This window comes from Lacisediminihabitans sp. FW035, assembly GCF_054880895.1.
Genome location: NZ_CM142187.1, coordinates 774,002 through 786,387 on the forward strand (window position 1 = coordinate 774,002; position 12,386 = coordinate 786,387).

General features: G+C 63.9%; 11 protein-coding genes. 5 read left to right on the top strand and 6 right to left on the bottom strand.

What is annotated here, in order from left to right; all coding sequences use genetic code 11:
- Positions 1-87: 87 nt before the first annotated feature.
- On the bottom strand, positions 88-459 hold the full coding sequence (locus tag ACVXZ4_RS03770) for a DUF2304 family protein (protein WP_461796898.1): 372 nt from the start codon (positions 457-459) through the stop codon (positions 88-90).
- A 4-nt stretch (positions 460-463) separates the two neighbouring features.
- Positions 464-1,189 (bottom strand): glycosyltransferase family 2 protein, encoded by a 726-nt coding sequence (locus ACVXZ4_RS03775; RefSeq protein WP_354574131.1) that lies wholly within the window; start codon positions 1,187-1,189, stop codon positions 464-466.
- Between the two features lie 67 nt (positions 1,190-1,256).
- Between ACVXZ4_RS03775 and ACVXZ4_RS03780 the strand changes: the two genes are divergently transcribed.
- Positions 1,257-2,534 carry a hypothetical protein gene (locus ACVXZ4_RS03780; RefSeq protein WP_461796899.1) on the top strand — a complete coding sequence of 426 codons (1,278 nt, stop codon included), beginning with the start codon at positions 1,257-1,259 and terminating at the stop codon, positions 2,532-2,534.
- 4 nt (positions 2,535-2,538) lie between these two features.
- On the opposite strand, the gene ACVXZ4_RS03785 is transcribed toward ACVXZ4_RS03780, so the two are convergent.
- Positions 2,539-3,510, bottom strand: a complete 972-nt coding sequence (locus ACVXZ4_RS03785; RefSeq protein WP_461796900.1) for a GDP-L-fucose synthase family protein — start codon at positions 3,508-3,510, stop codon at positions 2,539-2,541.
- A 98-nt stretch (positions 3,511-3,608) separates the two neighbouring features.
- Here ACVXZ4_RS03785 and ACVXZ4_RS03790 point away from each other — a divergent pair, with 98 nt between their 5' ends.
- The 4 genes from ACVXZ4_RS03790 to ACVXZ4_RS03805 all read left to right on the top strand — a co-directional run bounded on the left by ACVXZ4_RS03790 (position 3,609) and on the right by ACVXZ4_RS03805 (position 7,604).
- The gene (locus tag ACVXZ4_RS03790; protein WP_461796901.1) at positions 3,609-4,382 is read left to right on the top strand and encodes a glycosyltransferase family protein; all 774 of its coding nucleotides are present in this window, start codon (positions 3,609-3,611) and stop codon (positions 4,380-4,382) included.
- 77 nt (positions 4,383-4,459) lie between these two features.
- On the top strand, positions 4,460-5,500 hold the full coding sequence (gene gmd, locus ACVXZ4_RS03795) for a GDP-mannose 4,6-dehydratase (protein ID WP_461796902.1): 1,041 nt from the start codon (positions 4,460-4,462) through the stop codon (positions 5,498-5,500).
- A complete protein-coding gene (locus ACVXZ4_RS03800) occupies positions 5,497-6,594 on the top strand; it encodes a glycosyltransferase family 4 protein (RefSeq protein WP_461796903.1) in 1,098 nt (365 codons plus the stop codon). Before gmd ends, ACVXZ4_RS03800 begins: the two co-directional genes overlap by 4 nt.
- 23 nt (positions 6,595-6,617) lie before the next feature.
- Positions 6,618-7,604 (top strand): GDP-mannose 4,6-dehydratase, encoded by a 987-nt coding sequence (locus ACVXZ4_RS03805; RefSeq protein ID WP_461796904.1) that lies wholly within the window; start codon positions 6,618-6,620, stop codon positions 7,602-7,604.
- Between the two features lie 4 nt (positions 7,605-7,608).
- On the opposite strand, the gene ACVXZ4_RS03810 is transcribed toward ACVXZ4_RS03805, so the two are convergent.
- The 3 genes from ACVXZ4_RS03810 to ACVXZ4_RS03820 form a co-directional block, all read right to left on the bottom strand.
- Positions 7,609-9,516: a DUF7657 domain-containing protein gene (locus ACVXZ4_RS03810; protein ID WP_461796905.1), complete on the bottom strand. Its 1,908-nt coding sequence runs from the start codon at positions 9,514-9,516 to the stop codon at positions 7,609-7,611.
- A 205-nt stretch (positions 9,517-9,721) separates the two neighbouring features.
- On the bottom strand, positions 9,722-11,023 hold the full coding sequence (locus ACVXZ4_RS03815; RefSeq protein WP_461796906.1) for an O-antigen ligase family protein: 1,302 nt from the start codon (positions 11,021-11,023) through the stop codon (positions 9,722-9,724).
- Between the two features lie 13 nt (positions 11,024-11,036).
- On the bottom strand, positions 11,037-12,377 hold the full coding sequence (locus tag ACVXZ4_RS03820) for an O-antigen ligase family protein (protein WP_461796907.1): 1,341 nt from the start codon (positions 12,375-12,377) through the stop codon (positions 11,037-11,039).
- Between the last annotated feature and the right edge of the window lie 9 nt (positions 12,378-12,386).

Consider the following 12,386-nt stretch of genomic DNA (forward strand, 5'->3'; position numbering starts at 1 on the left):
AAGAGTTCGCATCAAGACTACCCAATGGTCGGGAGACGGCCGTCCGCGGCCGACCTCGACAGGTACTGGCTGAGAGCTGAATGTCCCTCAGCCGTCGGCGTTGCGCGACGCGGCCTCTTCGAGCTGACGGATGCGCAGATCCTGGAGCGAGACGAGTTCAGCGAGGGTCCGCACTTTCGATTCGACGCGCGTGAGTTCTGAACTGTGCTGCAGGGACACGAGGAACAGGACGGCGATGCTGACAAAGAAGACGAGGTTGAGCGGAACCTCTATGCCGATCAGCGAAGCAGCCCACTGGAGCGTCGCAGGGAAGACCCCCACGACAAGGGCGAGCGTGCCGGCAACGAGCCACCAGATCGCGTGGCGTTCCCGGAGGCTCCTTCTCCGCAGCAGCTCGATCACCACGATGAGGGCGAGGGTCGCTGACGCGATTCCAAAAATGTAGGAGACGAGGCTCATTGGATCAGGTTCCCTGAAGAGTCGATGATGGCCGCGCGAGCGCGAACACGAGTGCGATGCCCACCCGACCGAGGTAGGCGGCCGCGCGGAACGGATTGTGGGAAGGCACACCGCCAGAGCGCACTCTCATTGACACGGGCACCTGACGGATTACGCAACCGAACCTCGCCGCGATGACAAGCGCTTCGATGGTGTCACCGAGATACTCGGCGGGATAGTGATCGGCGAAGAGTGCGACACACTTCGGACCACTTGCGCGAAATCCCGAGGTCGTATCTGTCAGCCGGGTTCCAGCCGTCTTGCTCAGCACCACAGCGAGGAACTTCATGGCCCACTGTCGTGGACCGCCTACCGCGTAGTCTCCTTCGCCGGCGAACCGGGCACCGATCACGAGGTCTGCGGCTTGGAGTTCGGCCAGCATGCGGGGAACACTCGATGGATCGTGCTGTCCGTCCGAATCGATCTGTACGACATTGTTGAATCCATTCGCCTGCGCGTACTTGAAGCCCGTGCGCATCGCGCCCCCGACGCCGAGGTTGAACGGGAGGGTGGCGACGAGCGCGCCGGCAGTCTGCGCCCGCTCGGATGTCGCATCCGTCGAACCGTCGTCGACCACGAGAATGGTCACTCCTGGCAGGGTCTCGAAGACTTCTCTGACGACTGCGCCGACGGAGGCTTCTTCGTTGAATGCCGGCATGACCACCAACGTCTGCTCGAGAAGGGGCGACATGGTGCGATCCTACCAACGAGCAATTCGCGCACGGGGACCTCCGACGCCCCCGCTTAGACTCGGATCCGTGACTGCACCGGGACCGCCGCAACGCAATGGTCTACGACTTTCCGGGGTCTCGCTCATCATCGTTGCCACCGGCGTCGCTGGCGTCGCCTCCTACCTGGTCACCTGGCTCGTTCCCAACCAGATCGGGCTCGCGCACTACGCGCTCTTCGCGGTCTTCTGGTCGTTCCTCTACCTGCTGGTCGGGACCCTTTCGGGAATCCAGCAGGAAGTCACTCGCGCCACACACGCGGTAGCCGTGGACGTCGGCGGTGGATCACGGCATCACGCGCCGGCGCGGGCGGCGGTTTTCGCCGTTCTCGTTTCGGCGATCGTGCTGATCGTGATACTCGGTTCGGCACCGGCCTGGGTGTCGGCAATCTTCCCGACCGAGGGGTGGGCACTGGTCGGGCCGCTCGCGGTCGGTGCTGGGTCCTACGTCTTCGTTGCGGTTCTGGCGGGGTCGTTCTATGGGGTCGCACAGTGGGTGCCTATCGCCCTCATGATCGTGGTCGATTCGCTTCTTCGCCTTGCCGGAATCGGGATCGTGCTGGCACTCACCCACGACATCGTGGCGCTCGCCTGGGCGGCGGCCATCCCATTCCCTGGTGCGCTCGTCGTTCTTTGGCTCTTTATCCGCCAGTCGATCGTCGGACGCTCCGAACTGGATGTCGGCTACGGTCGACTCACCTGGAACGTGGCGCGCACCACGTTGGCGGCAGCGGCCGCGAGCGCGATGGTGAGCGGTCTACCGTTCCTCATCGGGATCACTGCACCCGGCGAGCCGCGGGCACTCGTGGGAACCCTCATCCTGTCGATTACGCTCGCGCGGGCGCCACTGATCGTCGTCGCGATATCCCTCCAGAGCTACTTCATTGTGACGTTCCGGGCTCGGCCTCGCGACTTCTGGCGAACGTTCCTCAGGCTGCAGGCGATGGTTCTCGGCGGCGGCTTAGTGCTCGCCATCATCGGCTGGCTCATCGGACCGGCGGTCTTCAGCCTGTTGTTCCGCGGCCAGGTCGCGCTGCAAGGCTGGTATATCGCTGTGCTGGTCATCTCATCGGCTTTGGTGGCAGCGCTTTTCATCAGCGCCCCGGCGGTGCTCGCTCGCGGCCAGCATTTCGGCTACACCGCGGGCTGGGTGGCCGCCGCCGTCATCACAGTCCTGTCGCTCGAGTTGCCTGTGGACCTGACGACACGAACTGTCGTGGCGTTGCTTTTCGGTCCTGTAGCCGGCTTGGTGATTCACGGATTCTCGCTGGCTTTCGCGAAACGGCCGTCGCCCGTCGACTTCGGCTGAAGATCTACTTTGCGCGGAGGTGCTCGTGGTTGTCCAAGTACCACTGGAAGGTGCTCGCGATGCCATCCGCAAGGTCGATCGACGAGTTCCATCCCAACTCTGATAGCCGACTCACGTCGAGGAGCTTCTGGGGGGTACCATCCGGTTTGGTCAGATCTTGCACGAGAATGCCGGTGAATCCGACTGTGCGGGCGACTAGTTCCGCGAGTTCCCGAATCGACAGGTCGGTTCCGACGCCCACATTGATGGTGTCCGGTGAGTCGTAGTTCTCAAGAAGGAAGAGGGCCGCAGCCGCGAGGTCGTCCACATGCAGGAACTCGCGACGAGGAGTGCCCGTTCCCCAGACGACCACCTCGGGCGCGTCGTCTCGGCGAGCTTCATCCAGCCTGCGGATGAGCGAAGGAAGAACGTGCGAATTGCGCGGGTGGAAATTGTCTCCTGGCCCGTAAAGGTTGGTCGGCATCGCCGAGATCCAGTGACGTCCGTACTGGCGCCGGTACGACTGAACCTGCATGATTCCCGCGATCTTCGCGATCGCATAGGCATCGTTGGTCGACTCGAGTTCGCCCGTGAGAAGTGAAGTCTCCTTAATGGGCTGCGGCGCGAACTTCGGATAGATACACGACGAGCCAAGGAACAGAAGGCGGTCGACGCCGACGGAATTCGCGGCATCCATGATGTTGAGTTGGATCTGCAGGTTGTCACTCAGGAAGTCGGCGGGGTAGGTGTCGTTCGCCAGGATGCCGCCGACCCGGGCTGCCGCATCGATGACGACCTCAGGACGGGTCCCCTCGAAGTATTCGAAGACTCGATCGCGGTCACGAAGGTCCAGGTCGGAAGAGGGGGCTCCGACGAGATCGGTGAATCCGGAGGATTCCAGCCTGCGCCAGATTGCCGATCCGGAGAGACCCCGATGGCCGGCCACGTAGATACGGGCGGACCGGTCGAGAGGGAATTCAGGGCTGGATATACTCACGGGATCCATATTCATTCTGCCTGCGGCGCGAACAGCGACGGTCAGGATAGGCGCTGAATTGCGCTCAGCCAGAGATTCTAACAATTCGAGAGACGAACATGTCCAACGCGAAGATACTGGTCGTTCTTCCCACGCTGGGGGAGCGATTGGATTCTCTGGCAGAGACGCTTTCGGCGGTTGACGCGCAGCGTGCTGACGTCGATCTCACCCTCATCGTAGTGATGCCGACGGGCGCGGTCGCCGCTCGCGAGCTCGTGGCCGGATTCGCCGCGGTGATTGTTGACGACCCGAAGGAAGGGATCTCGGCTGCCATCAACTGCGGCCTTGCAGCCAGGACCGACGAAGAAGTCTATGCCTGGATCGGTGACGACGACCTTTTTCGGGCGGGCGGACTCCACACTCTCCGGGGCTTGCTCGGTGAGCATCCGGAGGCCGTTCTCGCCTATGGCGGCTGCGAGTACATCGACCCGGCGGGGAATGTTTTGGCGGTGAGCAATGCCGGCGTACTCGCCAAGTTCCTGCTCCCCTGGGGTCCGGACCTGATTCCGCACCCCGGCACGATGATCAGGTTGGATGCGCTCGAGGCCATCGGAGGCTTCGACGTCACTCTCAAATACGCGATGGACCTCGACGCGTTCCTCAAGCTCCGGGCATACGGGACTTTCGTCTGCACGCGAACCGCGGTATCTGCGTTCCGATGGCACCCTGACTCGCTCACCGTGGCCAATCGGCTCAATTCAAGTCGTGAGTCGGAATCGGTCAAGACCAGGCACCTCGTACCGCTGCTTCGCCCCATCAGCCCCCTCTGGAACTACCCGATCCGCTGGGCGTCGTCCTTCGCCGCACGCCGTGTGAGCGCGCAGGCCAGATAGGGCCTGTGCGATAGAGTTGCGACCGATCTCGGCGCGCGCGTACCGACGCAGCCACGCCACAACGTCACGATGCAGGAGTGCCTACCATTAGCGAACAGACGGCCAGGCGTGCATTCGTCACGGGAATCACCGGGCAGGACGGAAGCTACCTCGCCGAGTTGCTGCTGTCCAAGGGCTATGAGGTGCACGGGCTCATCCGGCGGGCTTCGACGTTCAACACGGCGCGGATCGATCACCTCTACCGCGACCCCCACGAGAGCGGCGCAAAGCTGTTCCTGCACTACGGTGACCTGAGCGACGGATCACGACTCGTCACGCTGCTCGAGTCGATCCGCCCCGATGAGGTGTACAACCTCGGAGCACAATCTCACGTGCGGGTGAGTTTCGATGAGCCCGAATACACTGGCGATTCCACCGGTCTCGGCTCCATCCGCCTTCTCGAGGCGATCCGGATGATCGGTCTCGACTGCCGCTTCTACCAGGCATCGAGCTCGGAGATGTTCGGCGCTACACCACCACCGCAGAACGAGGACACCGCGTTCTATCCGCGCTCTCCCTATGGTGCCGCGAAGCTCTATTCCTATTGGGTGACTCGCAACTACCGCGAGGGCTACGGCATGTTCGCGGTCAACGGCATCCTCTTCAATCACGAGTCTCCTCGCCGCGGCGAGACTTTCGTGACCCGCAAGATCACTCGCGCGGTCGCCCGAATCGCCGCGGGGCAGCAGAGCGAACTGTTCATGGGAAATCTCGATTCCGTGCGGGACTGGGGATACGCGCCCGAATACGTCGAGGCGATGTGGCGCATGCTGCAGCACGACACTCCTACCGACTATGTCGTTGCGACCGGAACGAACTTCACGGTCAAAGACTTCCTGCAGATCTCGTTCGAGCACGTCGGACTCGACTGGCAGAAGTACGTCACCTTCGATGAGCGGTATCTGCGACCGACAGAAGTGGATGCTCTCGTCGGCGATGCATCCCGTGCCCAGGAACAGCTCGGATGGGTGCCACGGGTCCACACTCCCCAGCTCGCCCGCCTCATGGTCGACGCCGATGTCGAGGCGCTCGCCGTGAGTGGAAAGCCCTGGATCGACACGGTCTACGTTCCCGAGTGAGCCCGACCAGATCCACAGGACTGAGCGTCGCGCTGTCGATGCTGACTCTTGTTCCCGGTGGCATGGGGGGCAGCGAGACTTACGCCCGCGCCCTCACCCGGCAGCTCGACGGCATAGACGACGTGTCGGCCGTGGCAGTGCTGCCGGCTACCGCGGCAGGTTTCAGTGAGGGAATCTCGGAACGAGTAGTTGAGCAAGTGCGAGGCGGTGCTTCCACGGGCGATCGACTGCGCACCGTTGCGACTGCCACTGTGCGCGCAAAGAGCATTCGGCGACTGACCGCCGACCGCGACGTCGTGCATTTCCCCTTCACAGTTCCTGTGCCCCGACCGACGGGCCACCAGGGTTTCGTGCAGTCACTGCTCGACGTGCAGCACCTCGACCTGCCGCAGTTGTTCAGCCGCGCGGAACTGGCGTATCGCCACCACTTCTACCAGGGAGCGGCGAAGCGCGCCGACGTTGTGATCACAATCAGCGAGTTCGCCAAGACGCGAATGGTCGAGCTACTCGGGCTTTCGCCCGAGAAGATCCGCGTCGCCCATCTCGGCGTCGACACCTCCGCGTTCGTGCCGAATTTCGGCGAACGAGAGAACTTCGTGCTCTATCCCGCCCGGGGCTGGGCACACAAGAACCACGCCCGACTTGTCGAGGCGATGGCCGTCGTTCGAACCTCCATTCCGGGCATCCGGCTGGTTCTCACCGGCGGAAACCTCGACTCGCTCGGCGCGCTCCCCGACTGGGTCGATCGCTTGGGTCTCGTGAGCACCGAGAAGTTGCATTCCCTCTATCGGTCGGCATCCGCGATCGCGTTCCCCAGCCTGTACGAGGGGTTTGGCCTTCCGCCGCTCGAGGCGATGGCATCCGGATGTCCCGCTGCCGTCTCGAATGCGGGTTCCATCCCCGAGGTGTGCGGCGACGCGGCTATACTCTTCGATCCTCTCGACGTCGGCGCTATCGCATCCGGCATCGAGACAGCGATCGCCGATCGAGCGACCCTGTCTATGGCAGGCGTTCACCAGGCGGCCCGGTTCACCTGGGAGGCGTGCCGCGACGTGCACCTGAGCGCGTATCGTCAAGCGCTCCAGTCTGTCTGACGGCCTCCCCTATGCTTGTCGCCATGGGTGCATCCGACGGCTCGAACATCGTTCTCGTCACCGGAGCGAACGGCCAGGACGGGCACTATCTCGTCGAGCGTTTCGTGGCGCGGGGGTTCGACGTGCACGGCATGTGTCACTCCACGGAGGGCGCAAGCCGACTCATCGCCGAATTCCCGGGAGTGACTGCGCACGTCGCCGATCTCGCTGACACAGCGAGCATTACCGATGTCGTCGTGAACGTGCGTCCCACACATATCGTGAATCTCGCGGGCAACACGTCGGTCGAACGCTCGTGGCAATTTCCCACGGAGACCGCCGACGTGCTCGGCGTCGGCCCGGTTCGACTGCTGGAGGCCGCCTGGCAACTGCAGTTGTCGGCTGGCGCGCCAGTGCGATTCCTCCAGGCGTCTAGCGCGGAGGTCTTTGGGGACGCTCTCTCGTCACCCCAGCGCGAATCGACTCCTCGGATGCCTGTCACGCCGTATGGTGCGGCCAAGTCTTTCGCCCAGGAGATGGTGGCCGTATATCGTGCCCGCGGCATGCTCGCCAGCTCGGCGATCCTCTACAACCACGAGTCTCCACGTCGCCCAGCGAGTTTCGTCGCCCGCAAGATCTCCCGCCAGGCGGCGCTGATCGCCACGGGCGGAGCCGAGTCGCTGACGCTCGGAAACATCGACGTCTTCCGGGATTGGGGCTACGCGCCCGACTATGTCGAAGCGCTGCTCACGATCCTCGATCAGCCCGACGCTTCCGAATATGTCGTCGCCACCGGCGTAGCGCACTCGGTGCGACAATTCGTGAAAGCGGCGTTTTCGTATGTGGGAATCGACGACTGGGAATCTCATGTGATCATCGATCCGGCGCTCTACCGCCCCGCCGATCCCAAGAGCTTGGTAGGTGATCCGTCGAAGTTGCGTTCCTTGGGGTGGAAACCGAGCGTCGATTTCGAACAGCTTGTCCACATCATGGTCGAAGCGGATCTGGCGCTGCTCGAGGACCGCGTCTGACCCGTTATCGCGGTGCAGGGACGACCCGGTAAATTGTCAGCGTCTGCCTCGGAACGACGAAAGAATCGATGGCGTGCAGGCACGATTTGCCGAGCGTCGATTTGCCCGACAAGACGTACTCCACGTGTTTTTGCGCGAACGTGGAACAGGCGTCGAAGGTGACGAGGATCTGGTCTGGAGCAGGGTTGGACACCTGCGGTTCGCCCGGGGCGGGCATCCATCCGATCCCGGCGAGACGGTTCCAGCTGAAGCGATACCGGCCGGTCGGGTCGATGTCGCGCCACATGGTGGCGGATGGCGCCCCCTGGACGCCGTTGAAAGCCCGCACACCGGATTCGAGGAGGATCGCGGAGGTTTCGACGCCGCCGACTCCAACCCAGGTTCCCTTGTCCACACGGTCGAGTTTCACGACCGCCTGAGACACCGGGGTCTTTCGCAGATCGAACACACCTACGTAGACGGGATTCACGGCGGCGGTTCCGAGCACTCCGACGAGCACGAAGGCAAGGGCGCCGAGCGCGAATCGCTTTCGAGCGAACCAGAAGATCACGGCAGCGGAGGCGAGCGCGTACAGCCACCAGAACGGAGCGTCGTGCCACAGCCGATCGCGCCCTTCGACGATCCAGACCGCCGCAGCAACACCGATCTGCGAGAGGAGGAACAGGGCTGCCGTGGCGGCGGAGAGCCACGAGGGCGGTCGTTTCGAATCGTGCTCCAGATGCCTTAGGACCAGTCCGAGGATCGCGAAGGACGCCAGCCCCAAGCCGATTCGAAGGCGATTATCGGAGGTGCGGTCGAGAAAGAGGAGGTGCGCGATCGCATTCCAACCGGGAAGGTACGAGAACGCGACGAAAATCAGCAGGACGGCGATAAGGGCGATGAGCATCCAGGGAAGCGCCCGCCGTGCCCGAACGGCGCGATAGACGATCCATCCCACGATGGGCACCATGAATGCACCCACCAGGAAGAAGGTCGACGACTCCGAGGAATTGAGGCCGAGGAATCCATTGCTGTAGGTGAGGGACTCTGTGAAGGCAGAACTGATGGTGCGGGCGGCCGACAGCGGAGTCGCCTCCCCGGTGGGCGTGAGGCGCGTTCCGGGATACGAAGTCGACAGGAATCCGCCAAGCGCCTTCGCCTTCGTCGCGAGCCAGACCAGGGTTATCGCAGCGCCGAGCGCGCCGGCGACAGCGATGGGAATTGCTCGCTTGAGAAGATCTACCCAGGTCGAGCCCATGCGTTTTTGTTCCACGATCGCCCCAGCGGCGAAGAAGATCACGACAAGCACGACGGGAACGATGAATGGGGCGTAGATGCCCATGGCCATCACGGGCGTGAGGAAGGCGATGACCGCGGCCCACGCCCACCGTGATCCCCAGGACTTGTCTCGCGTGGCCCAGAGAATCGCCGTCATCGTGACGAGAGCCCAGGCCAACGGCCAGAAGATTACAGTCTGGAACCACCATTGGAAGAAGGGACTGAAATAGAACCCTACGGCGATCGCGGCGGACAGGATCGGACGACGGGGAAGCAACGTCACCAGGAAACAGAATGCCGCGGCAATGAATGTGAGGGCGGCGATCCACCACTTGAATGCCGTGGCGTGGCCGACGTCCAGGAAGAGATATCCCCACAGGTGCGGGCGCAGCAGCACTGACCAATCCGCTCGGGGAAGGTCATGCGGCAGCGCAGCATCCATTCCTCCAGGCATTGTCTGGTTGCGATCGGGCAGACCCTGTTGTACCTGCGCGATCGACCAGGACGTGTTCACGTACCACTCGTCGGAGCGGATGTTCTCCGGGTGCCCGGAGATCAGGCTCGGATCGGAGCCGGAGTAGACCCTTCCGTACATCTCTCCCGATGACGTGCCGTTGAGGCCGAACGAAACGCAGACGATTCCGAAGAGAAGCAAGAGCGCGGGGAAGGAGAGGAGGACCCGCGCCCTCGGCAGTCCGTCGGCGCGAGGCTCCGAGAATCGAGACAGCCGGAGTCGCGCGACAGCAACTAAGGAACGCGCCCGACCGGGTATCCGAGGGCTGGTCAAGCGCATGGAACTCCGCAAATATCACACACGAGGAAAGCTTCCGGCCCGTCGGGCCGTTGCAATTGTAGGGCCACTATTCCCACACCGCGGGCACGCGCGTCGCCGCGAACGCCTTCCGCCAGCTCAGCTCCCTCGACGCCTTCACCGAGCACACCACGAAGGTCAGCCAGCCGAACTCCACCAGCAACGAACTCTCGGCAAGCCCGGTGACGAGCAACACCACGAGCACGAGGGCGGGCCAGGCGTAGACGAAGCTGCGCTGACGGGAGGCGAGCAGCCAGGAGCGGATGAAGGCGAGCCCGACCATGAACACGAAGGCGAAGAGACCGATCAGGCCGAGCTGGAACCAGACGTCGAGGTAGGCGTTGAGGGCCGACGGATGGGGTCCGTTGGGAATGTAGCTGAATGGGGGAATTCCGTCCCACCAGCGGCCGGCCCAACCCGACCCCTCGAGCTCGTGGGTGGGGATCAGCAGCCGGATCGGGCGCCAGATCGCGAGCCGCTGGTTGAGCTCGCTGCTGGCGCTGAGGGCATTGATGATCGGGGTGCGCACCGCCCAGGCGATCGCGCCGACCGTGATCGTCGATCCGAGGAGCACGAACTGCCAGACGCGTTTGCGCTCCGGCGATATCCGGCGAAGGCCGTAGAGGGCAAGGGTGGCGAGCATCACGACCAGGAAGGTGCCGAAGGCGATCGGGGAGCGGGCGAGGAGAAGGGTGAGCCCCCCGAGCACGAGGGAGCCGATCGCGAGATTGCGCGGAACCGACCGGGTTCGCAGCTCGGTTCCGAAGGTGACGATCGCCACCAGCGTGACGATGCCGAGCTGGTTGCGAGTGCCGAAGATACCCTGGATCGGCCCGAGCACATCGAGATTGCCCGCGATGGCGAGGAAATGTATAGGGCTGTCGATGAGCACCCCGGAGAAGATTTCCAGCACGAGGGAGAGCAGCAAGGCTCCGCGCAACACGTTGCCGAAGGCCCGCGCGATCTGGATCGTGTCACGGATGAGCGCGATATAGATCCCGAGCATCGTTACCGAGAGCAGGTAGATGGCGCTGCCGGCGGTCGCCCAGTTGTACTGGCTCCAGAACACCGAGATCGAGGCCCAGCCGACGAACACGAGCAGGGAGATCGGCAGCAGCCCGTGCCATTCGATCTCCTCGCGCTGGGCGAGCAGGGAGAGCGTCGCGAGCACCACGAGCCCGGCAAGGACGGCGAGCCAGCCGGCCCAGCCGATCAGCTCCCGTAGTAGCAGGGAGGCGACGAGCGCACCGATGATCGCCTGGGTGAGCGCGGCAGAGAAACGCGGCGATCCGAGGATCTGCCGCGCGAGGTCGAAGGCCGGATGCCGCGGCGGCGCGAGGCCCGCACTCACGGGCGACCGCGGTTCACGGGCGGGTCCGCAGCGTCACGGGGGAGAGTTCGGGTTCGACCGGTTCGAGACCGAGGGGGCTTGTCTTGGTCTTGACCGCCCAGATCACGAGCAGCATCAGGCCGCCCTCGAGCAGGATGCGGCTCTCCGCGATGCTCTGCACGAGTTGCGCCGTCAGGATGAGGAGCGGGAGCAGCGAGAGCCAGACGTGGGTTCCCGGGTCGCGTGGTGCGGTGACGACCGGGTCGACGGCGATGAGCCAGGAGCGCACGACCGTGGCGAGCACCAGGGCGCCGAAGACGACCACCCCGATGATCCCCAGCTGCAGCCAGACGTCGAGCCAAGCGTCATGGGCATGGGGAGGCTGTACTCCGCCGGCCTTCTTGAGGGTGTCGAACGGGGCGATCCAGACGATCCAATAGCCGAGCCAGCCCCAGCCCGCGCCCGGGCGTTGCTGGGCGAGCGTGATCACCTCATGCCAGATCGTAAATCGGCCTGTGAAGTCCGAGCTCTTGCCGAGGAGGGCGAGGATGCGGCTCTGCGCGACATCCGCGAGCACGGCGAGGGCGGCCGCGACGAGGACGATACCGCCGTAGGCATAGGCCCGCCCGCGGGGCGTCCGTGCCCGACGCACCAGTAGGGCGGCGAGGGCAACCACGATCACGGCGGCGAGCGCGACGATGATGGTGGCGGATCGGGTGAGCGCGACCGTGACGAGGGCGACGGCGAGCCAGAACCAGCCCCATCCGCGCTTCACCGTCTTCGAGGCGAGCTGGATAGCGAACACGATGAGCCCGAGCAGCGCGGCCATGGCCAGCAGGCTCGAGTTGCCCACGATGCCCTGGATCTTGCCGAGATCGAAGAGCAGGTCGCGCGACCAGTACAGGAGCTTGGCCGGGTGGCTCTGTGGGGTGACCCAGACCGGGTAGATCGGATGGCGGATGATCGCCGACACGATGAATTCGAACAGAAACGACAGGCCGAGCACCAGCCGAAAGACCCAGCCGAGCACGACGAGGAGCTCCGGCCAGGTCACGGTTACCGCGATCGACACGGCCGAGGCGGTGGTGAGCAGCAGCACGATGGCGCCGAGGGCCGTGAATCCGGGGTAAAACGACCAGGCGATCGACAAGAACGCCAGTGCGATGAAGGCGAGCAGCGGATAGGGCAGCGATCCGATGCGGAATCGGGCCCGATTGTGCACCAGTACCACGATCGAGATGGCGGCGATGACCACGACGAACACGCCGTATCCGTACCAGCTGAAGGAGTTTCTCCAGAAGTCACCGGCGATTCCGGTGAACAGCACGAAAGTCGCGAATCCCAGGCGGAATCCGCGGCTATCGAGTGTCTTCATAAAGAACAG